21 protein-coding genes and 1 tRNA gene are annotated in these 22876 nt (G+C 34.5%); 12 read left to right on the top strand and 10 right to left on the bottom strand.

Features of this window, described 5'->3' with window-relative positions; genetic code table 11:
* The first annotated feature begins 33 nt into the window (after positions 1-33).
* Positions 34-2241 (top strand): alpha-N-acetylglucosaminidase, encoded by a 2208-nt coding sequence (locus tag DG435_RS17720; protein ID WP_106791867.1) that lies wholly within the window; start codon positions 34-36, stop codon positions 2239-2241.
* A gap of 211 nt (positions 2242-2452) precedes the next feature.
* Here DG435_RS17720 and DG435_RS17725 read toward each other — a convergent pair whose 3' ends face one another.
* From DG435_RS17725 to DG435_RS17735, 3 genes are all read right to left on the bottom strand, one after another.
* The gene (locus tag DG435_RS17725) at positions 2453-3865 is read right to left on the bottom strand and encodes a M57 family metalloprotease (protein WP_108840643.1); all 1413 of its coding nucleotides are present in this window, start codon (positions 3863-3865) and stop codon (positions 2453-2455) included.
* 423 nt (positions 3866-4288) lie between these two features.
* Positions 4289-4362 (bottom strand) — tRNA-Ala (locus tag DG435_RS17730).
* Between the two features lie 8 nt (positions 4363-4370).
* Positions 4371-5171 carry a universal stress protein gene (locus tag DG435_RS17735; protein WP_106791869.1) on the bottom strand — a complete coding sequence of 267 codons (801 nt, stop codon included), beginning with the start codon at positions 5169-5171 and terminating at the stop codon, positions 4371-4373.
* Positions 5172-5381: 210 nt separating this feature from the next.
* Between DG435_RS17735 and DG435_RS17740 the strand changes: the two genes are divergently transcribed.
* The 6 genes from DG435_RS17740 (at position 5382) to DG435_RS17760 (ending at position 10798) form a co-directional block, all read left to right on the top strand.
* The gene (locus DG435_RS17740) at positions 5382-5882 is read left to right on the top strand and encodes a GNAT family N-acetyltransferase (protein ID WP_106791870.1); all 501 of its coding nucleotides are present in this window, start codon (positions 5382-5384) and stop codon (positions 5880-5882) included.
* On the top strand, positions 5879-7207 hold the full coding sequence (locus tag DG435_RS17745) for an MATE family efflux transporter (protein WP_106791871.1): 1329 nt from the start codon (positions 5879-5881) through the stop codon (positions 7205-7207). The genes DG435_RS17740 and DG435_RS17745 overlap by 4 nt, the downstream gene beginning before the upstream one ends.
* A gap of 326 nt (positions 7208-7533) precedes the next feature.
* Positions 7534-8298, top strand: a complete 765-nt coding sequence (locus DG435_RS17750; protein WP_369872272.1) for an enoyl-CoA hydratase/isomerase family protein — start codon at positions 7534-7536, stop codon at positions 8296-8298.
* Between the two features lie 77 nt (positions 8299-8375).
* Positions 8376-8552 carry a hypothetical protein gene (locus DG435_RS25625; RefSeq protein ID WP_159025507.1) on the top strand — a complete coding sequence of 59 codons (177 nt, stop codon included), beginning with the start codon at positions 8376-8378 and terminating at the stop codon, positions 8550-8552.
* A 983-nt stretch (positions 8553-9535) separates the two neighbouring features.
* Positions 9536-9988, top strand: coding sequence for a 6-carboxytetrahydropterin synthase (locus DG435_RS17755; protein WP_106791872.1), 453 nt, complete (start codon positions 9536-9538; stop codon positions 9986-9988).
* 51 nt (positions 9989-10039) lie between these two features.
* Entirely contained in the window at positions 10040-10798 is a 759-nt protein-coding gene (locus DG435_RS17760; protein WP_106791873.1) for a UDP-2,3-diacylglucosamine diphosphatase, read from the top strand.
* Here the strand turns inward: DG435_RS17760 and DG435_RS17765 are convergent.
* Both DG435_RS17765 and DG435_RS17770 read right to left on the bottom strand, forming a co-directional pair.
* Positions 10795-11766, bottom strand: coding sequence for an ABC transporter ATP-binding protein (locus DG435_RS17765; protein ID WP_106791874.1), 972 nt, complete (start codon positions 11764-11766; stop codon positions 10795-10797). The genes DG435_RS17760 and DG435_RS17765 overlap by 4 nt on opposite strands.
* An 81-nt stretch (positions 11767-11847) precedes the next feature.
* Positions 11848-14016 (bottom strand): prolyl oligopeptidase family protein, encoded by a 2169-nt coding sequence (locus tag DG435_RS17770; protein ID WP_106791875.1) that lies wholly within the window; start codon positions 14014-14016, stop codon positions 11848-11850.
* 41 nt (positions 14017-14057) lie between these two features.
* Here DG435_RS17770 and DG435_RS25630 point away from each other — a divergent pair, with 41 nt between their 5' ends.
* Positions 14058-14219: a hypothetical protein gene (locus DG435_RS25630; RefSeq protein WP_159025508.1), complete on the top strand. Its 162-nt coding sequence runs from the start codon at positions 14058-14060 to the stop codon at positions 14217-14219.
* Here the strand turns inward: DG435_RS25630 and DG435_RS17775 are convergent.
* Positions 14216-14584 carry a DoxX family membrane protein gene (locus DG435_RS17775; RefSeq protein WP_106791876.1) on the bottom strand — a complete coding sequence of 123 codons (369 nt, stop codon included), beginning with the start codon at positions 14582-14584 and terminating at the stop codon, positions 14216-14218. The genes DG435_RS25630 and DG435_RS17775 overlap by 4 nt on opposite strands.
* Before the next feature lie 196 nt (positions 14585-14780).
* On the opposite strand from DG435_RS17775, the gene DG435_RS17780 reads away from it, so the two are divergent.
* On the top strand, positions 14781-17318 hold the full coding sequence (locus tag DG435_RS17780; protein WP_106791889.1) for a M14 family zinc carboxypeptidase: 2538 nt from the start codon (positions 14781-14783) through the stop codon (positions 17316-17318).
* Between the two features lie 80 nt (positions 17319-17398).
* On the opposite strand, the gene DG435_RS17785 is transcribed toward DG435_RS17780, so the two are convergent.
* The 4 genes from DG435_RS17785 to DG435_RS17800 all read right to left on the bottom strand — a co-directional run bounded on the left by DG435_RS17785 (position 17399) and on the right by DG435_RS17800 (position 20896).
* Positions 17399-18391, bottom strand: a complete 993-nt coding sequence (locus DG435_RS17785; protein WP_106791877.1) for an aspartate-semialdehyde dehydrogenase — start codon at positions 18389-18391, stop codon at positions 17399-17401.
* A gap of 234 nt (positions 18392-18625) precedes the next feature.
* Positions 18626-19042: a large conductance mechanosensitive channel protein MscL gene (gene mscL, locus DG435_RS17790; RefSeq protein ID WP_024768414.1), complete on the bottom strand. Its 417-nt coding sequence runs from the start codon at positions 19040-19042 to the stop codon at positions 18626-18628.
* A gap of 101 nt (positions 19043-19143) precedes the next feature.
* Positions 19144-20256 (bottom strand): alanine racemase, encoded by a 1113-nt coding sequence (gene alr / locus DG435_RS17795; RefSeq protein ID WP_106791878.1) that lies wholly within the window; start codon positions 20254-20256, stop codon positions 19144-19146.
* Entirely contained in the window at positions 20249-20896 is a 648-nt protein-coding gene (locus DG435_RS17800) for a thymidine kinase (RefSeq protein ID WP_106791879.1), read from the bottom strand. Before DG435_RS17800 ends, alr begins: the two co-directional genes overlap by 8 nt.
* A gap of 105 nt (positions 20897-21001) precedes the next feature.
* Here DG435_RS17800 and DG435_RS17805 point away from each other — a divergent pair, with 105 nt between their 5' ends.
* From DG435_RS17805 to rsmI, 3 genes are read left to right on the top strand one after another with little or no spacing between them, the layout of a single operon-like run.
* Positions 21002-21844 (top strand): hypothetical protein, encoded by an 843-nt coding sequence (locus DG435_RS17805; RefSeq protein WP_106791880.1) that lies wholly within the window; start codon positions 21002-21004, stop codon positions 21842-21844.
* A gap of 9 nt (positions 21845-21853) precedes the next feature.
* On the top strand, positions 21854-22198 hold the full coding sequence (locus tag DG435_RS17810; protein ID WP_369872198.1) for a DoxX family protein: 345 nt from the start codon (positions 21854-21856) through the stop codon (positions 22196-22198).
* Positions 22198-22869, top strand: coding sequence for a 16S rRNA (cytidine(1402)-2'-O)-methyltransferase (rsmI, locus tag DG435_RS17815; RefSeq protein WP_106791882.1), 672 nt, complete (start codon positions 22198-22200; stop codon positions 22867-22869). The genes DG435_RS17810 and rsmI overlap by 1 nt, the downstream gene beginning before the upstream one ends.
* Positions 22870-22876 lie beyond the last annotated feature (7 nt).

Raw genomic sequence — 22876 nt, forward strand, 5'->3', positions numbered from 1 at the left:
GAGATTTGTTTTAAACCTTTAAATTATATTCAAATGAAATTAATATTGGGGAATAATAGTGGCAAACTTATTATAATAGTCCTACTTGGTTTACTATCCTGTACTACTTCTAAAGAAAAGGAAAAAGAAAAGCTCTCTGCAAGAGATGTATTAGAGAGAACCATTGGAAAAGAAAACACAAGTCATTTCGAATTTCAATTAGAAGAAAATAATACGATACCAGACTGGTTCTCATTACAAAAAAAAGATGATAAAATTCGTGTCACAGGTAATTCACCAATAGCACTTTGCCGAGGAGCATATGAGTATTTAAAAAGCGAATGCAATAGTATCTATAGTTGGTCTGGTTCTAAAATAAATATTCCGGCAGAATTACCTTCAGTAAACAAAAGAGTAGAAAGCCCTTACCAATATCGGTATTATTTTAATGTAGTTACTCATGGGTATACGACTGCATATTGGGATTGGGAACGTTGGGAGAAAGAAATTGATTGGATGGCAATCCATGGAATTAATATGCCTTTAATTGGAGGTGCTCATGAAGCGATTTTATCCAGAGTATTTCAAAAATTGGGATTAACCAAATCGGAAACAGATCAATATTTTTCAGGTCCGGCTCATTTTCCATGGAACAGAATGGGAAATTTGAATGGATGGGATGGCCCACTACCCGATTCTTATTTTCAAAAACAAGTACAACTTACTCACCAGATGTTGGATCGTATGAAAGAATTAGGAATGAACCCGATAATTCATGCGTTTGCAGGTTTTGTGCCCAAAGCTATTACCAGAATATATCCAGATGTAGAAGTCCGGGAGTTAGGATGGGGAGGAGGATTACCTCTAGAGAATAATGCATTTATATTATCACCCGATAGTGATCTTTTTATCGAAATCGGTACGCTTTATATACAGGAGTGGGAAAAAGAATTTGGAAAGGGAGAATATTACCTTGCAGATAGTTTTAATGAAATGGATGCTCCTCTTTCTGAAGATCCAGAAGTGGCTTTAACCGAATTATCCGGATATGGGGCATCGGTCTATAAATCGATAAAAGAAGCTAATCCTGATGCTACATGGGTAATGCAGGGGTGGACTTTTCCTTATCATAAAGATGAAAATGGCAAATTGTTCTGGACACCAGAACGATTAGGAGCTTTGGTCTCTAAAGTACCGGATGATAAATTACTGATACTCGATCTGGCTAATGAATACAATCATGTATTTTGGAAAATAGACCCTTCCTGGAAGATGTATGATGGTTTCTTTGGAAAAAAATGGATCTACTCTTTTATCCCAAATATGGGAGGAAAAGTACCTCTTAATGGTAAGCTGGATGTATATGCATCAATTCCTGTTGAAGCATTGCAGTATGAAAACAAAAAGAACCTGGTGGGCTTTGGTTTTGCTCCAGAAGGTATAGAGAATAACGAGATCATCTACGAACTTCTATCAGATGTGGCATGGAGAAAAGAAAAAATTGACTTAGACTCCTGGATTGCACAATACAGTATACAACGATATGGAGCATTTCCTGAAGATATGAAAAAAGCTTTTGATCTATTAAACCAATCTGCTTTTGGAACATTTACAGATCATCCGATGCATAGGTACCAGTTTAGACCTTATAAGAAACCTGAAGGAGTAGAGGATCATGCAACGGTACATCGCTCTGTAAAATTTAAAGAAGCCGTAGGAGCATTTTTAGATAATGCATCTGAACTAAAAAACAGTGAATTGTATACTATTGATGCCATAGAGATGGTAGTGCAATATCTTGGACTTGTAGCTGATCAACAACTTTTAGATTTTTTGGATGCAAAAGAAAATAGAAAATCAGTTACTCTGGAGGAGACAATGCAAATACTATTAACTATGGATAGATTGCTAGCTTCACACCCTAATCACAATCTTAAAAAATGGGTAGATTTTGCTCGAAAATGGGGAGATAACCCTAATGAAAAAGATTATTACGAATCTAATGCCAAGCGCTTATTAACCACTTGGGGAGGAGATCCGGTAAACGATTATTCTGGTAGAGTGTGGACAGGGCTTATCCGGGATTATTACGTACCCAGATGGATTAATTATCATCAAGATGATAGCCAAAGTAAAGAAGATATGCGTCAATGGGAAGAACAATGGATTATCACTCCAGGAGTTTCCGAAATTAAAGCCTACGAAGATCCGCTTACCATTAGTTTAGAAATATTTAATAAATATAAAAATAGTATAGATTGATCAACTTAACCAAGGATATATGATCATGAAAAATTTTTAGGATTAAGTTAATATTAGAGCGCAGAAATTTCTTCTAACTTGATAGAAACAACAAAGGCTTCAAGAGGCATACCTCTTGAAGCCTTTGTTATAAGGGGAAATATAATTTAACTCATGTAGCTATGTCTTTTTTTAGTAGATATACCTGTTGAGCTTACTTTAGATCGTTGATTTAATGTGAAAAAGAAGAACCTGTAGATATAAATACATCTGCTCCCGCTATGGTCGGAATGTATCGAAATATATCGGTATCTCCATCTCCATTATAATCCCCAATATGCCATCCGCCTTTAGAGAAATCTACACCAGCTCCTGTCCAACTTCCGTTATTGCTAAAGCTACTTCCTGTTGATAAGAATACTTCTGCACCAGATATTCCTGGTCTGTATCTAAAGATATCATCTTTACCATCGCCGTTATAGTCTCCGATATGCCATCCACCTTTGGAGAAATCTACACCAGCTCCTGTCCAGCTTCCGTTATTGGTAAAGCTGCTTCCTGTAGAAAGGAATACTTCTGCACCAGATATTCCTGGTCTGTATCTAAAGATATCATCTTTACCATCGCCGTTATAGTCTCCGATATGCCATCCACCTTTAGAGAAATCTACACCAGCTCCTGTCCAATTTCCCGAATATATAAAATCTACTCCGTTAGAAAGAAATACATCTGCACCAGATATTCCTGGTCTGTATCTAAAGATATCGTCTTTACCATCACCATTATAGTCTCCAATATGCCATCCGCCTTTGGAGAAATCTACACCTGCCCTCGTCCAGGTTGCTTCAGAATACATGATTCGTATCGCTAATATATCATTTGGACTTAATGGTTTTACTTGCCCGCATTCTCCGCCATTCATTAAAGAAGCAGGATCTGTATTAGGAGTTCCAGGAATATGAATTCCTCCGCTACCCTGATTGGTATGCATTAATCCTACATTATGTCCGAATTCGTGCGTAATGGTTCTTAACCTTTTTGCATTTGTATTAATGTGGGGTGAATCTGTATTGATAGAAATGACATTTCCTGGATTGCCATTCGGAGGGAAAGTTCCTCGACCACATACATTAGAACTCAAATTACGATGACTTACCGGGCACGCAAGAGATGTGTCTGAATAAATAGTGATGTGTGGGCTTGTGGTTACTACGGTAAAGGATACCATAGAACCTGCATTATTCCAAGCGGTTAATGCTTGTTGTATTAAGCTATTCCAGTTCGAATTAAAATTAGGATCAATACGTACTCTAATATTAGTTACAATATTATCGCTTACAAAAAAACTATTGCGAAGTTGCTTTGATATATTAACAGGTGCAAGCGGATTGATTAACTCCTTGGAGATGGCACTTTTGTAAATAATCAAGTCATCATCAATCAAAAAGTAGTCTTTATGTCCTTCAATTTTGTCTTTTTGAAATCCCATTGCAATTAGAATTTCTTTTTTCTCAGGATCAGATAGTATGCCTTTATCGCTCTCTGTGTTTTGAGTTTGATTTAGGTTTTCGGGTAATTCTTCCTTTGTGCAGGAACCTAACGAAAGGATGCATACTATAATTAGTATGAAGTTTAATTTTTTCATAAAGTTTTAATTTAATTGTTTGTGCTAAAATTTGTTTTGATTTCTCAAGCAAATACCCTTGAAAAACAAGTTGTTTTAATATGTTACGATACCGATAACATGAGAATATTTAGGATGAAATATGTGATTCTCATTACTGACAAATAGGGGTAAGAAATGAAATGTCAGATCGCTCTTTTTTAAATTAATTAGGTTGAGTAAGCCCTTAAGTTGTCTTTAATCTTTCATGCAAATCTACATACAAACTATTGATTTTTATATACTTAAATCCAATCAAATTGTTAAGGTCTTGCCGTAAAATATTGTGCAATATGGTGGGTGAGATAAAAGTGTTGAGTTTTTTCGAATCTTGGTTAAGAAACTCTTTTGATATAAACGAAAAAAGGCTTCAAGAGGTAAATTCTGTGAAGCCTTTTTTACGAGTGGAGAAGATGGGACTCGAACCCACGACCTCTTGACTGCCAGTCAAGCGCTCTAGCCAGCTGAGCTACATCCCCAGTATTTTTTAATCCGATCCTCTTAAAACGAATAAAGGAATTCTACTATCAAAGTCTTTTTTGAGAACAGCATCTTCTTCCCAAAGCTTCGCAAAGAATCCTCGTTTTCGTCTAAAAACACAAATAAGATCAGGATAATTCTCATTAAGATGTTCTAAAAGTCCTTGAAATAATGTAGCATTTTCAGACGATTTATAAGATGAGGTAATCTCCCCTAAATCCTTGTCAAACTTAGAATCTTCAGCTAAGAAATTTGCTGTTTTTACCTGAAGCAATTTCAAATCACCATCAAAAGTACTTAAAATTTCCTTTACAGGAGTTAACGCATTTTTCTTTTTCACGATACCTGATTTGACTGCCATAAGTATCTTTTTAATAGGCGAAAAAGTGTACATTTGAGGAATAATCAATACAGGAATTTCTGTATTTTTTACAAGACTACCCGAAATTGGGCCAAGAAAATATGGATCTTTAATATCCTTAACCTCTGCCCCCAAAATGAGTAAATTTATAGAGTGCTGTAAATTAAATTTAGGGATAGCTTCAAGAAGTTCTCCTTCTAATGGTAAGGCAATTACTTCTACTCCTTTTTTGTCAATTTTTGCTATTTTTTCTTCTATAGAAGATGCTGTGATTTCCTTTAGTGTTTTGTTTACAGAGGGAAGACTACCAGATCTGGGTAGTTCTTTAAAAACCTCTACTACATAAACTTTTGCTTTGAGTTCTTTTGCAAAATCTATAGTGTATTGAAGTCTGGCCATACTAATTGAATGTTCAGACAAGCCCAAAGGAACCAATATATTCTTCATTAATTATTATGATTTGTGTTTCAGTGTGTAAAATTACAATTTTAGACCTTTTACTAACTCATTTCTTGATATAATATTATTTTTAAAGCTTTTCTGATGGTCTAAAAGAGCTTTTTTCTTAAAGTTTTTTTAAATGTTCTATAGAATATAACTATCAGTTATATTCTGCAATATAAAGTTAGTACTTTTGGGCTTCTCCAAAAAAAAAGTATGATTCGTAAAGCATTATTATCTGATCTGGATGCTATTTACACATTGACTCGAGCTTGTGCCAAAGCAATGATAGCTAATGGGATATATCAATGGAATGAGCATTACCCTACTCAGGAACGTTTTCAAAAAGATGTTGAGTTACAAGAACTATATGTCCTTGAAGAAGAAGACCACATCAAAGGAATTATTGTGCTTACTGATCTAATAGATGAAGAATATATTCCTGTTACGTGGTTAACAGGTAATACCAATAATCTCTATATACATCGTGTAGCGGTTGATCCAGAATATTGGGGAAAGGGATATGCTCAAAAACTAATGGATTTTGGAGAAGAATATGCTCGAAAAAATCGATATCAATCAGTTAGGCTAGACACTTTCAGTCAAAATAAAAGAAACCAGAAATTTTATGAAACCAGAGGGTATCAACGTTTGGAAGATATCTATTTTCCAAAGCAAAGTGAACACCCGTTTCACTGTTATGAACTCGTTTTATGAGTAAGGTAATTGGTTTTAAAAATATAAATCGCCTGGCTATTCCGGCTATTGTTGCTGGTATTGCAGAACCATTGCTATCGATAACCGATACGGCTATCGTGGGTAATATTCCCGAATACGGTACCGAATCCCTTGCAGCAGTAGGTATTGTGGGGTCTTTTTTGTCGGCATTAATATGGATTCTCGGACAAACCCGAAGTGCAATATCTGCTATCATTTCTCAATACCTGGGAGCAGGTAAAATTGAGGAAGTAAAAACATTGCCAGCACAAGCCATTTTCTTTAATGTAGCCCTTAGTATTTTTGTGTTGATCTCTACTGTTTTTTTTGTTGAAGAGATTTTTAAGTTATATAATGCTTCAGGATTAATTTTAGAATACTGTGTAGTCTATTATGATATTAGGGTGTGGGGATTTCCTTTAACCTTATTCACATTTGCAGTTTTTGGGATTTTTAGAGGATTACAGAATACATTTTGGCCAATGATTGTTGCTGTAATCGGTGCAGTAGCTAATATTGTTTTAGATTTTATCCTGGTATATGGGATCGAAGGTTTTATTACTCCAATGGGGATTAGCGGAGCCGCATGGGCAAGTTTAATTTCACAGTTTTTAATGGCTGTCATCGTTTTCATATTATTGTTGACTAAAACCAATGTAAGTCTCAAATTACGTTTCCCATTAAATAAAGAGTTGGGTAGATTGGTTACTATGAGTCTTAATTTATTTGTTCGATCTATAGCATTAAATACAGCATTATATTTTGCAACCTCTAATGCTACAGAATATGGAGACGAATATATCGCTGCATATACGATAGCAATGAATATCTGGATGTTTACTGCATTTTTTATTGACGGCTATGGCGGAGCAGGTAATATCCTTGGCGGAAAACTATTAGGTGCAAAAGATTATAAATCCCTCTGGAAATTAGGTAAGCGTGTAAGCACTTATGGTGTTGGTGTGAGTTTGATTTTGGCAATATTTGGATTTATATTTTATGATGCAATAGGAGAAGTATTTACAAGTGAAACCATAGTGTTAGAAACATTTTACAGTGTCTTTTTTATTGTTTTAATTGTACAGCCCATTAATGGTTTGGCTTTTGTCTTTGATGGGATTTTTAAAGGCCTTGGCGAAATGAGTTATTTAAGAAATGTATTACTAGGAGCTACATTCTTAGGGTTTATACCTACTCTTTATTTATGTAACTTTTTTGATTTAAAGTTATACGGGATATGGATAGCATTTACGGTTTGGGCACTTTTTAGAGGAGTAGCACTCGTCATAAAGTTTAGAAATAAGTTCTTGCCCTTGATCTCTTAAAAAGGATAAATAAGGATAAATAATAATGGAGCATAGATAAGGATTAAGAAAATCCCTATTCGTAATCTGTTTTTTTCAAAAAACTCTTCTAACATCTTCTTCATATATTTTATGAACTATCTATACATATAAACGTGTTATATTTTAGATAATTACAATTAATTTTTACTAAGAAATAAATCATTTGATTGTATTAAGATTGTTTGTTAAACAATTTTAATACAGAGATCACCAGATGGGTGAATGATACCAGCCAAAATAATTATGTGTGGTATTTTAATCTTCAGTTGGTATTAGTTACTTTTACTATAAAAGTTACAACAATAATGATACCAAGATCTAACGGAAGTTTATATACTCATACCGAAAACAGCATTGCAACGATAGAATTTGGCCACCATGCCAGTAATTCTTTTCCATCAGAATTATTAGTAAGATTAACTAAAGCTTTTGATGAATTATCAGAAGATACATCTGTATCTGTAATCATTCTTAAGTCAGAAGGAGACCGGGCATTTTGTGCAGGAGCTTCTTTTGATGAACTAATGGCAATAACAAATCTGGAAGAAGGAAAACAATTCTTTTCTGGATTTGCGAATGTGATTAATGCAATGCGAAAATGTAAAAAACCAATCATAGGAAGAATACAAGGTAAAACTGTAGGAGGAGGAGTTGGGTTAGCGTCTGCTTGTGATTACTGCCTGGCTACAGAAGCAGCATCGATTAAATTAAGTGAATTAACAATTGGTATAGGCCCCTTTGTAATAGAACCGGCAGTATCAAGAAAAATAGGATTAGCAGCTTTTGAAACTCTTGCATGGGATGCGTCACAATGGAAAAATGCGTATTGGGCAAAAGAACAAGGATTGTATGCTCGCGTTTTTGGTACCACATCAGAATTAGATAAAGAAATACAATTATTTGCCGAAAAACTTGCTGGCTATAATCCAGAAGCAATACAACAAATGAAAAAAGTAAACTGGAAAGGAACAGAGCATTGGCAGGAACTTCTTATAGAAAGGGCGGCCATTTCTGGCGAATTGGTGCTTTCTGAATTTACTAAAAAAGCATTAGAAAAATTTAAAAAATAAAAGGGCTACGGTAATCCTCAATTTTGCCTTTGTTATTTTCTTTACATTACATCATTACAAATTTAAAACCTTTAATTATGTTAAAAAACATTTTAAACCGTAATGATGTTAAATCATTGAACAAAACAGAGCAATCAAGTATTAATGGAGGAAGCAGTTGTTTTCTCGCTTGTAGACAAGACTATATTAGTTGTCTAGGTAGTGGAGGTTCTAACTGTCTGGCAGATTATATTGCATGTAGATCTGCGTGTTAATACTTGTGCATTGTGATTTACTTTTTTAGATTGTATTTCACTTAGCATTACATGTCTCGTCCTAAAATAAGTCGAATTTATGTCAACTTATTTTAGGATGACTCATTTAATACCTTGTGTGTTTGCCTCTATGATGATCTTCTTTTATGTCTTTTGAGCGTGACCCAAAAGGTCGGGCTATTCGCTTTTACTCCTCGTACTTCCTTTCTGTCAGACTGTGGGGTAGCCGCTACTATCCCTCACGCAAAACACCAATAGAAAACAAACTTCAATTGAAAAGGGAAATTTGTTGTACCCCTATATTTTACCTAAATTACATGATTACAAATTAAAACCTATAACCATGTTAAAAAACATTTTAAATCGTAATGATGTTCAGTCATTAAACAAAACGGAGCAATCAAGTATTAATGGAGGAGCAAATAGTTGTTTGCGCGAATGCAGACAAGACTTTGTAGATTGTAGAGAAGATGGTCATTCTCATTGCGCAGCAAGTTTAGCTGCATGCAAATCTATGTGTTAATATAATGTATAGTGATTTATACCATTTACACTTTGAATTTATCACAATAAAACTCTCTTTTTCGCCTATGCTTCAAAATAAAAATTAACCGTAGCTATGGCTATGCTGAATTTTTCTTCTTTGCATAAACAAAAAATAGCTGATTTTCTTTTGTAGTAAATTCAAAGTACAACTGGTATTACTTTTTTAGATCGTATTTCATCTAGCAGTATTAGATTATAAAGCGGGTTTACCAGCTTTTATTAGTTTTTTATAAGAAAATACTCAAAATGACGTTGTTTTCTTATGTAGAACCTGGGTTATAAATTAAAAGTCTAAATAAATAATGGATATACTAAACTTTTTAGGAGGTAATGGATTGTTCCTGGTATTAGGAATTGTTTTGGTTGTGGTTTACTTTATAAATAAGAGAAAGAGACGATAATCTTCCGTAACTTTGCCAAAAATTACAAAGTAAACGATGAGTAAAATTCGTATCACGAAACAATTTTCTTTCGAAACCGGGCATGCTTTATATGGATATGATGGTAAATGTAGAAATGTTCATGGTCATAGCTATAAACTAAGTGTGACTGTAATTGGAACACCAATTACAGATACTTCGCATGTAAAATTAGGAATGGTGATTGATTTTGGAGACCTTAAAAGGATTGTAAAAGAAGATATTGAAGATGTTTTTGATCATGCAACAGTATTTAATAAAAACACACCACATATAGAACTGGCAAAAGAATTAAAAGATAGAGGACATAATGTAATTTTAGTAGATTATCAACCTACCAGTGAGAATATGGTAATTGATTTTGCTAAAAAGATTATCTCTCGATTGCCTGAAGACATTAAGCTACATTCTTTAAAACTTCAAGAAACTGAAACATCATTTGCAGAGTGGTATGCATCAGATAATGAATAGATCATTTAAATCTTAGGACCTTTTCTTACCTTTACCTTTTAAATTATACGTATGAACCTTCCTGAAGGGAAAAAAATATACTTTGCGAGTGATAATCACTTGGGGGCTCCAACATCAGAAAAAAGTTTTCCCAGAGAGCAAAAATTTGTAAAATGGTTGGATGAAGTTAAAAAAGATGCAGCTGCTATCTTTTTGTTAGGAGATCTTTTTGACTTTTGGTTCGAATATAAAACTGTGGTTCCCAAAGGATTTACCAGAACATTGGGGAAATTGGCAGAAATTACAGATTCTGGAATACCCGTGTATTATTTTGTAGGAAATCATGACCTGTGGATGAACGGATATTTTGAAGAAGAATTAAATATTCCCGTGTATCATAAGCCCCAGGAGTTTACTTTTAATGACACTACTTTTTTTATCGGCCATGGTGATGGTTTAGGCCCGGGAGATAAAGGGTATAAACGAATGAAAAAAGTGTTTACCAATCCTGTAGCAAAATGGTTTTTTAGATGGTTACATCCAGATCTTGGCGTAAAACTGGCACAGTACCTTTCGGTAAAAAATAAATTGATTTCGGGAGATGAAGATGTAACTTTTTTAGGAGAAGATAATGAGTGGTTGGTACAATATTGCAAAAGAAAACTGGAGAGCAAGCACAGGGATTATTTTGTATTTGGGCATAGACATCTTCCTATGGAAATACAATTAAATGAACAATCCCAATATATAAATCTAGGAGACTGGATTGCTCATTACACCTACGGTGTTTTTGACGGAAATGAACTTAAGTTAGTACACTACAACAACTAGATTTGTTTTCTTTTCTCAATGGTTTCTTCAGGAATTGTAATCCCAATCATTTTGGGAGCGGTTAATTTACTGTGATGATTAAAAAAGAGAATTGTATTGTCGAGTATAGCTTCAATCAAGTAATAGCCCCCGTTGAAATATGCATTTTTTACTCGTGCTTTTATCATAGAACTAGGATTAACTTCTATCTCATGAGGATAGACCAGAATGGTATCCTGGCTATCAGATGCCGTAAATGAAGAAATCTTTATTTCGTTTACTTCTCCAAAAAGAGAAGCAATGTAATAATCGGTAGGATTTTGATATAAAGCGATCGTATCTTCTTGAGTTAAAATTTTACCCTGGCGAATAACAATGGTCTGATCTGCAAAAGAGAGAATATCGGTTTTGTCATGTGTAGCGGTGATACTTGTAATTTTATTACGTTTTAGATATCTAAATAGATTTCTTCTCAAAGAACTACGTCTGAAGTTATCAATATTTCCAAAAGGCTCATCAAGCAGTAATAATTCTGGTCTTTTGGCCAATGCTTTTGCCAGTGCTACTCTTTGTTTTTGGCCACCACTAAGGTTTTCGACTTTGGTATTGGCAAAATCAGTCATTTCTACAATGTCGAGTAACTCATCTACCCGCCCTTGTTTTAACTCTGGTTGAAAATTAGACAGATATTGGCCAATATTTTCTGAAACACTGCGGTAGGATTGTAGCTCAAAACCTTGTGAAAGGTATTTCATATTTTCTTCACCAGGTACAAGATTAAAAAGCGGCCCTAATATTTTAGTGCCATTCCAGGATAGTTCTCCTTCGTTTACTTGTAAAAGGCCATAAATGATTTTTAATAAAGTACTTTTTCCACAGCCACTAGCACCAATTAGGGCAATATGCTGCCCTTTTTGAATAGTAAAACTAACGTTTTTTAAAACAGGAAGCTGATCATACGCGAATGATATATTGTCTACTTTTAACATCACTCAAATATATTGAACTTTAACAAAAAAAATCCGCTTCTTTTCAGAAAACGGATTTTTTATTTTTTTAAGTTAAAAATATTACCCTTTTACTTCGTCGGTAACTTTTTCTGGTAATACTTCATATCCCATATTATAGAGTGTAAAACCAAAAATATCGGCATATTGCTCGATAGTTTTGCTTACCGGTGTTCCTGCACCATGACCGGCTTTGGTTTCAATTCTAATCAATGTAGGATTATCCCCTGATTGTTTTGCTTGTAGCTGTGCGGCAAACTTAAACGAGTGTGCTGGTACAACACGGTCATCATGATCTCCTGTAGTAACCAGAGTAGCAGGATACTGTACATTTGCTTTTACATTATGTACAGGAGAATATCCTTTTATATAGTCAAACATTTCCTTACTTTCTTCTGATGTACCATAGTCATAGGCCCATCCTGCTCCTGCAGTAAAAGTATGATAACGCAACATGTCTAAAACACCAACAGCTGGCAATGCTACTTTCATAAGATCTGGTCGTTGTGTCATCGTAGCACCAACAAGTAATCCTCCATTAGACCCACCGCGAATAGCTAAATAATCACTAGATGTATATTTGTTTTCTATAAGATATTCTGCTGCAGCGATAAAGTCATCAAATACATTTTGTTTCTGCAATTTTGTTCCGGCAACGTGCCATTTTTTACCATACTCACCACCACCTCTTAGGTTAGGTACAGCATATACTCCACCTTGCTCCATCCATACCGCATTAGCAATACTAAACGTTGGAGTAAGACTAATATTAAACCCTCCGTAACCATATAAGATGGTTGGATTTTTACCATTAAGCTCCATGCCTTTTTTGTAGGTAATAATCATCGGTATTTTTGTACCATCCTTAGAAGTATAAAAAACCTGCTTGCTTTCGTAATTTTCTGGATTGAAATCGATTTTTGGTTTGCGATATAATTCTGAAGTACCTTCGGCAATATTGTACTTATAAATACTATTAGGTGTTTTATAGTTGGTGAAGGAGTAATACAATTCTTTTTCTTCCTTTTTAGTACCAAATCCATTTGCGCTTCCTACTCCGGGTAATTCTACTTCACGAATCAATTTACCGTCATAATCATATTGCATTACTTTAGAAACTGCATCCACCATATATTCTGCAAAGAAGTATCCTCCTCCTGAATTTGGGCTTAATACATTTTCAGTTTCAGGAATAAAATCTTTCCAGTTCTCTGGGGTTGGATTAGAGGCATCTACCGTTACAATTTTCTGGTTGGGAGCATTTAGATTGGTAACAAGATATAGCTTAGACCCCACATTTTCTATAATATAAGTATCACTATCTGTAGTACCCATAATAGTAATAAGTTTACTATTTGGCTTTGTAAGATCTTTGATAAATAACTTATTTCCTGATGTAGAAACACTGGCAGAAATAATAAGATACTGGTCATCCTCTGTAACATTTGCACCAATATATCGGTGTTTTTCTTCTGGTGTACCTCCAAAAATTAAGGCATCATCTTTTTGAGAAGTACCCAGAGTATGGTAGTATACCTTATGTTGATCTGTTTTGGCAGAAAGCTCACTTCCTTCTGGCTTATCGTAGCTAGAGTAGTAAAAGCCTTCGTTACCTTTCCAGGATATTCCAGAAAACTTAACATCAACAATAGTATCTTCTATGATCTCTTTGGTTTCAGCATTTTTAACAATTACTTTACGCCAGTCACTACCTCCTTCAGAAATAGAATAAGCTACAAGCTTTCCGTTTTTAGAAAAAGATACTCCTCCTAAAGATGTTGTACCATCTTTACTAAAGGTATTAGGATTGAGAAAAACTTCGGGCTCATCACCTTCATTCTTAAAACGATAGAGAACATATTGATCTTGAAGTCCGTCATTCTTATAAAAGTAGCTATAATCTCCTTCTTTAGACGGAGAGCTAATTTTTTCATAGTTCCAAAGGTCGGATAGCCGTTTTTTTAGATCTTTTCTAAAAGGGATATTTTCTAAATATCCAAAAGTAGTTTTGTTTTGTGTAGCAACCCAGTCTTCGGTTTCTTTGCTACGATCATCTTCTAACCAACGATATGGATCTTCTACTTGAGTACCAAAATACGTATCTACTGTATCAACTGTTTTAGTTTCAGGGTAGTTCAATGCAATGGTAGTTTTAGAGGGTTCTTCTTTAGTTTCGTTTTTGCAAGCCATCATCATTGTAATGATGGATAATACAAGGAGTGCTTTTTTCATGATGTAATGCGTTAATATGATTCACAAATCTATCAAAAGATGTGGCTATAAATGCTAAAGAAAATATAAAAAAGACTGCTCCGCAATTAACCTGTAAAGAAAGTAAGGTTTCTACCATATTGCTTTGGGGTATAGCAGTATGTAGGATTAATATGCAGGAGCAGTCAGAATTTTCTGTAAGAAACGAAAAATTTTGGTCTTAGAAAAGTGTTTTATACTTGTCCCAATATTTAAATATTAAAAAAGCGTTTATAAGGAAGACTAATGCTCCGGGACCAATGTTGGCAGGATCTAATGTAGCATGGAATAAAATAATATTTACAGAAATAGGAGCTAATAATACTAGGGCAAAGGGGACTGCTTTATTTGTAAGAAGTAAAAGTCCGACAATCACTTCGATAATCCCTACTACCTTTAGTACATAACTATTGGCTAATGCGCCAAAAAAAATACCAGCATCGGGATTGGCAAATTCAAAAGCAGGCATGAATTCAAAAAATTTATTACTTCCAAAAACGACCAACATCGCTCCCAGTAGTATTCTTAAGGTTAAAACCAATTTATTCATTTTTATATTTTTAAGGGATTAAATTGCTGTATTAGAGGGAGAAATGTTAAAAACCTTACAAATGTCAAGGAAAACCAGAGTTAAAAAAATACCTTTCGAGATTATAAGTATTCTATATTGATTTGTCTCTTAATTATAAGTGACTTCAATTGTTTTTATGTAGCTAATCTATTTAATCTGAAAATCAATGAAACTAATGAACTTGCTAAAAATCAACTTTTTGGTTTGTATATTCTCTGTTTTTTCTGCTACTGCGCAGGATTATTTTTTTAAAGACAAAGCACCTTTTAACACAGAAATCCCTTCACCCGAAGAATTTCTTGGATATCCTATTGGACAACAACATACTCGCCATGATCAAATTGTAGCATATCTTACTAAACTTGCAGAAGTTTCTGATCGGGCAACGATTGCTAGCTATGGAAAAACTCATGAAAACAGAAAATTAGTAATACTTACCGTTTCTACTCCAGAAAACCTAAATAAGCTTTCTGTATTAAAGCAGCAACATTTAGCATTTACCGATCCTTCTGAGACGCCTACTAACTATGATGCAGTACCAATTTTCGTTCAATTAGGATATAATGTACATGGTAACGAACCTTCTAGTTCAGAAGCTGCTATGTTAACAGCATATACGTTGGTGGCATCTACTAGCGCAGAAGTAAAAAATTATATAGAAAATGCTGTAATCTTTATTGATCCGACAATTAACCCAGATGGACGTGACAGACATACGCAATGGGCTAACCAATATAGAGGAACCCCTTTGGTGAGTGATAATTATGATGCAGAGCATAACGAAATGTGGCCTGGGGGACGTACAAATCACTATTGGTTTGATCTTAATCGTGATTGGTTGCTAGGTATTAATCCAGAGAGTCGAGGAAAGCTAAAATGGTATCATGAGTGGTATCCTAATGTAGTGACCGATTTTCATGAAATGGGAACGAATAGTACCTATTTTTTTGAACCCATGAAACCCATTGGTTCTCAGGATCCTATTATGCCCAAAGAGAATTATGAGGATCTAAATAATTTATTTGCACCGTATTTTTCTAAAGCTCTGGATAATATTGGATCATTTTATTTTACCAAAGAAGCTTTTGATGGCACCTATCCTGGATATGGTTCTTCGTATCCTGATTTACAAGGAGCATTAGCACTATTGTTTGAGCAAGCTAGCTCTCGCGGGCATTTACAGGATACAGAGTATGGAACCATATCGTTTCCATTTACGATTCGTAATCAGTATATATCTAGTATTGCTACTGTTAAAGCTGCGGTTGATAATAAGAGCAAACTACGTAAATACCAACAAGACTTTTTTAAATCAGCAGTTAGCAATACGTTCAAAAAAGGAAATGATGCATATGAGTTCGGAGATGCATATGATCATAATAGAAATAAAGCTTTTATCGATAAACTATTACTTCATCATATAAAGGTTTATAAAAAGGGGACACGTTTTGTAGTGCCTGTAAAGCAGCCTCAACAGCGTATGGTACAAACGATTTTTGAAACCTACAATAAGTATCGGGATAGTGTATTTTATGATGCTTCGGCTTGGAGTATAGCCAATTTTTATAATATGAAATATAAAGGCATAAAATCTGCCGACACTAGTGAAGAAATTCTATCTACAGATGGATTGATAAATGTTTCAAAAGCACCAAAGTCAGACTATGCATATATCATGGATTGGGATGATTATAATGCTCCGGCAGCTTTATATTTTATGCAATCTAAAGGATTAAAAGTAGCCTCGGCATTTAAACCTTTTAGTAGTATAACTTCAGAAGGAAATAAAAGCTTTAATTATGGTAGTGTGATGGTACCAGTAAGTAAGCAGAAGAAAACCAATGACGAGGTGTATGCAATCATTAAGGAAGCACAGGATAAGTATGATGTACCCATATATTCTGTCGATTCTGGTTTTAGTGTATCAGGAATTGATTTAGGAAGCAGAAATTTTCAGAAGTTGGATATACCAAAAGCATTATTACTGGTTGGTGAAGGCGTTAGTTCTTATGAAGCAGGAGAGGTATGGCATTTGTTGGATACACGAGTGCATATGCCTATAACAAAATTACAAATGAGTGATTTTGGCAATGTACCTCTAAAGAAGTATAATATGTTGGTTATGGTTTCGGGAAGATATAATACATTAGATTCTCTTCGTCAGAAAAAAATAAAAGATTGGGTATCACAAGGAAATACCTTAATTACTATTGCAAGGGCTTCAAAATGGGCGATTGATAAGAAAATTGTAAAAGAGAAACTTATCAAAAAACCAAAGGATACGACAAAGAATAAAGTAATACAACGATTACCATATGTAGATGCAGGGGAGAATATTGGTCGCGAACGTTTGGGAGGCGCTATTTTTGAAGTTGATCTGGATATCACTCATCCTTTAGGTTTTGGGTATCGTGATACTTCTCTTCCGATATATAAAAATAATGAAGTGTTTATTGCACCCAGTAAAAACCCATATTCTACGATTGCAAAATATACAGAAAACGCGCATATTGATGGTTATATTTCTGCCGATAATTATGAAAATTACTTAAAACCTTCGGCTTCACTAGTTGTAAGTAAATTAGGTAGTGGTCGTGTAATTCTATTTGCAGATAACCCTAATTTTAGAGGTTCATGGTACGGAACTAATCGTTTATTTTTGAATGCATTGTTTTTAGGAAATCATATATCTGTGCCTAAAGTAAGAGAATGACGAAATTATCATAATAAACTAAAAAAACCCTTGCTTATATTAAGAAAGCAAGGGGTTTTTAATAATATTGTTAGGAAAGATTAACCTATAAGTTCGTTTTCCACCAGGTATTCTCCGATTTGTACTGCGTTAGTAGCAGCTCCTTTACGTAGATTATCTGATACTATCCACATATTCAAAGCATTTTCTCTAGAGTGATCTCTTCTAATTCTACCAACAAAAACATCGTTTTTACCTTCGGCATAGATTGGCATAGGATACGTATTTGTATCAGGATTGTCCTGCACAGTAACTCCAGATGTTTCGTTTAGAAGTTGTCGTATTTCATTTTCATTGAAATCACTATCAAATTCGAGATTTACACTCTCACTATGCCCACCAACTACAGGAATACGAATTGCTGTTGCTGTTACTGCGATAGTACGGTCATCAAGAATTTTTTGGGTTTCGTTTACCAACTTCATCTCTTCTTTGGTATATCCGTTTTCCTGAAACACATCACAGTGTGGAATAGCATTACGGTGAATAGGGTATGGATATGCCATTTCTCCTTTTTCACCTGCATATTCATTTTCTAATTGTTGTACTGCTTTTACTCCGGTACCTGTTATAGATTGGTACGTAGAAATCACAGCACGATTTATTTTATATTTATCGTGTAATGGGCCTAAAGCCATAACCAATTGTATAGTAGAACAATTAGGGTTGGCAATAATTTTATCTTCTTTGGTCAATGATTTAGCATTGATTTCTGGAACGACTAATTTCTTTGTAGGATCCATTCTCCAGGCAGATGAGTTGTCAATAACAGTTATTCCTGCTTCTGCAAATTTTGGGGCCCATTCTTGAGAAGTACTTCCTCCGGCAGAGAATAAGGCAACATCCGGTTTCATTTCTATGGCAGTAGCAAGTCCTACTACAGAAAACTCCTTACCTTTATATGAAATTTGTTTCCCAATAGATCGTTCAGACGCTACGGGAATTAATTCTGTTACCGGAAAATTTCTTTCTTCTAATACTTTTAACATTACGGTTCCTACCAGACCGGTAGCACCTACTACAGCTACTTTCATCAGTTTATATTTGTTTTCATTTTCGCATAGCGAAAGTCATACACCTTTTAATTTCATACAAATTTGAGGAATATTTCCTAGACGGCAAGCGTTTATGTTTAAAATATAAAAATTTGTATAATATGTATATTATATAACATTATGTAAAAAAGAACCGCCCTAAATTTGGGCGGTTTAGTGTTAGAATATGTAGTATAGCGGTAGCTATAGATAATTCGTTATACTATTGGAGTTTTATTTTTTTAATAAATCTCGTATTTCGGTTAATAATTCTTCTTGAGTTGGTCCCGCTGGTGCTGCAGGAGCTTCTTCTTCTTTCTTTTTAGATTTTTCATATGCTTTAAGTACCATAAAGATAAATAAACCTACAATAATAAAATTAATTATTGCTTGTATCAGGTTACCATAGGTCATAACGGCAGCTCCCGCTTCTTTAGCAGCTGCAAGAGTAGCATACTCTCCACCATCAAGAGCAATAAATTTTTGAGTAAAATCTGTTCCTCCTGTTATTACGCCAACGACAGGCATTATAATATCTGCTACAGCAGAGCCGACAATTTTATTAAATGCACCTCCGATTACAACAGCGGTGGCTAGTGCAACAATGTCTCCTTTTAGTAAGAAAGATTTAAAATCCTTAAAAAACCCCATAATTAATTTTATTTAGATAGTTAGTAATGTACTAATTTAACAAAAAATTAAAATAATTATAAAAGTGACCCTGTCTAATACGTTTAGATTTTCGTTAAAAATCAATTATCGTCGACAACAACACGTTTTACTCTGGGAGAAATTGCAGTAAGTAGTTCATAAGAGATTGTTCCCGAATTTTCGGCTACTATAGCTGCACTCGAATCTGCATCAAAAATAACCACTTCATCTCCTTCTTTACAATCAATATTGGTAACGTCTACCATAATCATATCCATACATACATTACCAATAATATAGGCTTTTTTATTATGTATGGTTACAAATCCTTTTTTATTTCCATATTGTCTGCTAATCCCATCGGCATGCCCAATAGGTATGGTAGCAGTTTTTGTAAATTCTGAAGCAATAAATGCCCTGTTATACCCTAATGATTCTCCCGGTTCTAAGGTGTGAATTTGCGAGATTACCGATTTTAATCCCGCTACAGGCTTTAGTGCAGTATCATATTTTGCATCATTTCCGTATCCATACAGTCCTATGCCGGCTCGTACCATACCAAAATGTGCTTCGGGATAATTAAGAATCCCAGAGGTATTAGATTGATGAAATATAGGAGTGTACCCTAGCTTATCGATCATATTACGAGTAATCTTTTTAAAAGAATCGATCTGTTGTATTGTAAAATCTCTTTCTGAAGCATCTTCACTAGCCGCCAGGTGAGAAAGAAGAGCAACTACTTTAATAGCTTCTGTAGTATTGAGATTTTCAATAATATGGTCAACATCATTTTCCCAAAAACCAATTCTGTTTAATCCAGTATTAAATTTAATATGAACCGGATACTCTTTTTGACCCAAAGCAGTAGCTGTTGCTATAAATGTTTTGAGCACTCTGGAGCTATATAGACTAGGCTCTAATTGGTATTCGATTAATTTTTGAAAATTCACGGGCTGCGGATGCAATACCAAAATAGGAGTTTTTATCCCCGATTCTCGAAGTGTAATACCTTCTGATACATAAGCAACGGCAAAATAATCGGCTCCTATTTTTTCTAAGTGTTTTGCAATTACAGAAGCATCACTACCATATCCCGAAGCTTTTACTACTGCTAAGATTTTGACATTGGAGTTAACCTTGCTTTTTAAATAATTAAAATTATGAGTAAGATGAGCCAGGTTGATTTGCAAAACAGTTTCTTTTACACTACTCATCAGTTTTTTCAGTTTTTTTGGATATTTCTTTAGGGTCTTTAACCTCCATTTGATTTACTTTTTCTTTGAGCATGGCTTTATAATATGCAGCTCGACTTAAAGGTTCATACTCATCTGTTTCTCCTAATAAAACCAAATCATCTTTTGCAGATTTTCTATAGCTAAATTGAGCGAGATTTCCTGTTCTGGTGCAAACAGCATGCACTTTGGTAACATATTCTGCTGTAGCCATTAATGCTGGCATGGGTCCAAAAGGATTTCCTTTAAAATCCATATCTAATCCAGCAACGATAACACGAATTCCTTTATTAGCTAAATCATTGCAGACCGCTACAATTTCATCATCAAAGAATTGCGCTTCATCAATTCCAACAACATCACAAGTATCAGCAAGAATTCTAATATTAGCTGCTGCAGGAACAGGGGTAGAACGAATTTCATTAGCGTCATGAGAGACTACCATTTCATCGTTATACCTAACATCAATTGCAGGTTTAAAAATTTCAACATTTTGTTTGGCAAATTGCGCGCGTTTTAATCTACGAATCAATTCTTCGGTTTTACCCGAAAACATAGAACCACAGATTACTTCTATCCACCCAAATTGCTCTTTATGATTTACCGTATTTTCGAGAAACATTTTGTATTTTTCAGCATCAATTAAAGAAATCCCTTCTCCTTACTCTAAAGATGAGGTAAATTTATTAAAAAACAAAAAGCAGTATTGTAAACGAATAAGAAAGTTATGAAGAAGAAATTGGAAGCGGAACTTATAAGTATTGCCCATAGAATATTACAACTTAAAGATAAGACTACCTTATCACAGTTACAGGAAGAAGCCCGCGAACTATATGAGAAGTTAACTATTCTTAATTTTTCTGAGTCTCATTTTGCAGGGCCACAGCCTACTATTGGTCAGATTAAAGAAGCTCTGGATACTAATGAACCAGATGCCCCTGATACATCAAATGAACCAGATGAATTAAAAAAAGTAGAGCAAAAAATCAAAGCGATTATTGATCCCAAACCAATTTCTGACAAAAAGGAAGAATCTGTTCCCGAACAATTTTCTTTGCCAAAGAGTGATCAGGAGCAAAAAACAGATAATATCGCTGCTATAGAAAATAAACCCGAAATTATTATCGAAGAAATTAATGCAAGGGTTACTGAGGATCTTTTTGTGCCAGCAAATACTAAAGTGGTAGAAGAAGCTGTTTCTTTTTCAGATTCGATTCCACCTCAATCATCATATGATAAAAACGACAAGGAAGATGTTACTCCAACTGCAGAGGATATATCTTCTTTACAGAACACAGAGGTTAATGATCGACCTAAATCTCTTAATGATCAATTAAGAAAAGAAATTCATATTGGACTTAATGATCGATTAGCATTTATAAAATACCTTTTCGGGGGGAGTGCTCCTGATTATAATCGTGTATTATCCCAATTAAATACATTAAGAGAGAAAAGTGAAGCAGAAGAATTTATCACAACTATGATAAAGCCGGATTATCAAAATTGGGAAGGTAAAGAAGAATATGAGGAGCGTTTTATGGATGTTGTTCTTAGTAAATTTGATCACTAAATACAGATTATGAAAATTATATATTGGATTGCCACGATTGCTTTATGCGCTATAATGCTGTACTCTGCTCAGATGTATTTTTTTAAAACTGAAATGGTAAAAGGTTTTTTTGAAAGTTTTAATTATCCAACATACATAGTAATTCCTTTGGCAGTGGCTAAAGTATTAGGAATAACAGCTATTCTAACAAATAAAATAAAATGGCTCAAAGAGTGGGCATATGCCGGTTTTTTCTTTGATTTGGTATTGGCTACTATGGCACATCATAATGCGGGACATCCAATAGGATTGTCAGTATATGCAATTTTAATCCTTATCGTTTCCTACACTATTGGTAAAAAAATAAGACCTTAATGTCAAAATTATACCTTGTACCTACACCGATTGGTAATCTTGATGATATGACTTTTAGAGCGATAAAAGTTCTTGAAGCGGCAGATTTGATATTAGCCGAAGATACTCGAACCAGCGGAAAATTATTGAAGCATTTTGAGATTACTACCCCCATGCAAAGTCACCATATGCATAATGAACATAAAATGGTGGATCGTATTATTCAAAAATTAAGTGCAGGAGAAACTATAGCATTAATAAGTGATGCAGGGACTCCCGCAATAAGCGACCCTGGTTTTTTACTCACCAGAGCATGTGTAGAGCAAGGGATAGCCGTAGAATGTCTTCCTGGAGCAACAGCTTTTGTTCCTGCTTTGGTTAATAGTGGTTTACCTAATGATAAATTTATCTTTGAAGGGTTTCTACCCGTAAAAAAAGGCAGACAAACCAGATTAAAACTTTTATCTGAAGAATCTAGAACGATGGTGTTTTATGAATCTCCTCACAAATTGATTAAGACATTAGGAGATTTTGCAACTTATTTTGGTGAAGATCGACAAGTTTCGGTATCACGTGAATTGAGTAAACTGCACGAAGAGACCATACGAGGAACCACAACAGAAGTCATAAATCATTTTGAAAATAAGCCTCCAAAAGGTGAAATTGTAATTATTGTAAAAGGTAAGAAATAGAAGACTT

It is taken from the genome of Aquimarina sp. Aq78, from assembly GCF_900299525.1.
In the GTDB taxonomy this organism is placed as follows: Bacteria; Bacteroidota; Bacteroidia; order Flavobacteriales; family Flavobacteriaceae; genus Aquimarina.

What these genes read in the sequence shown, in the direction of transcription:
- DG435_RS17755 (WP_106791872.1), top strand. Translation starts at nt 9,536, where the DNA reads ATGAGTAAAATTCGTATCACGAAACAATTTTCTTTCGAAACCGGGCAT.
- DG435_RS17770 (WP_106791875.1), bottom strand. Translation starts at nt 14,016, where the DNA reads ATGAAAAAAGCACTCCTTGTATTATCCATCATTACAATGATGATGGCT.
- DG435_RS17805 (WP_106791880.1), top strand. Translation starts at nt 21,002, where the DNA reads ATGAAGAAGAAATTGGAAGCGGAACTTATAAGTATTGCCCATAGAATA.
- DG435_RS25625 (WP_159025507.1), top strand. Translation starts at nt 8,376, where the DNA reads ATGTTAAAAAACATTTTAAACCGTAATGATGTTAAATCATTGAACAAA.
- DG435_RS17735 (WP_106791869.1), bottom strand. Translation starts at nt 5,171, where the DNA reads ATGAAGAATATATTGGTTCCTTTGGGCTTGTCTGAACATTCAATTAGT.
- mscL (WP_024768414.1), bottom strand. Translation starts at nt 19,042, where the DNA reads ATGGGGTTTTTTAAGGATTTTAAATCTTTCTTACTAAAAGGAGACATT.
- DG435_RS17740 (WP_106791870.1), top strand. Translation starts at nt 5,382, where the DNA reads ATGATTCGTAAAGCATTATTATCTGATCTGGATGCTATTTACACATTG.
- DG435_RS17785 (WP_106791877.1), bottom strand. Translation starts at nt 18,391, where the DNA reads ATGAAAGTAGCTGTAGTAGGTGCTACCGGTCTGGTAGGAACCGTAATG.
- DG435_RS17780 (WP_106791889.1), top strand. Translation starts at nt 14,781, where the DNA reads ATGAACTTGCTAAAAATCAACTTTTTGGTTTGTATATTCTCTGTTTTT.
- DG435_RS17720 (WP_106791867.1), top strand. Translation starts at nt 34, where the DNA reads ATGAAATTAATATTGGGGAATAATAGTGGCAAACTTATTATAATAGTC.
- DG435_RS17750 (WP_369872272.1), top strand. Translation starts at nt 7,534, where the DNA reads ATGATACCAAGATCTAACGGAAGTTTATATACTCATACCGAAAACAGC.
- DG435_RS17725 (WP_108840643.1), bottom strand. Translation starts at nt 3,865, where the DNA reads ATGAAAAAATTAAACTTCATACTAATTATAGTATGCATCCTTTCGTTA.
- DG435_RS17745 (WP_106791871.1), top strand. Translation starts at nt 5,879, where the DNA reads ATGAGTAAGGTAATTGGTTTTAAAAATATAAATCGCCTGGCTATTCCG.
- alr (WP_106791878.1), bottom strand. Translation starts at nt 20,256, where the DNA reads ATGAGTAGTGTAAAAGAAACTGTTTTGCAAATCAACCTGGCTCATCTT.
- DG435_RS17760 (WP_106791873.1), top strand. Translation starts at nt 10,040, where the DNA reads ATGAACCTTCCTGAAGGGAAAAAAATATACTTTGCGAGTGATAATCAC.
- DG435_RS17775 (WP_106791876.1), bottom strand. Translation starts at nt 14,584, where the DNA reads ATGAATAAATTGGTTTTAACCTTAAGAATACTACTGGGAGCGATGTTG.
- rsmI (WP_106791882.1), top strand. Translation starts at nt 22,198, where the DNA reads ATGTCAAAATTATACCTTGTACCTACACCGATTGGTAATCTTGATGAT.
- DG435_RS17800 (WP_106791879.1), bottom strand. Translation starts at nt 20,896, where the DNA reads ATGTTTCTCGAAAATACGGTAAATCATAAAGAGCAATTTGGGTGGATA.
- DG435_RS17810 (WP_369872198.1), top strand. Translation starts at nt 21,854, where the DNA reads ATGAAAATTATATATTGGATTGCCACGATTGCTTTATGCGCTATAATG.
- DG435_RS17765 (WP_106791874.1), bottom strand. Translation starts at nt 11,766, where the DNA reads ATGTTAAAAGTAGACAATATATCATTCGCGTATGATCAGCTTCCTGTT.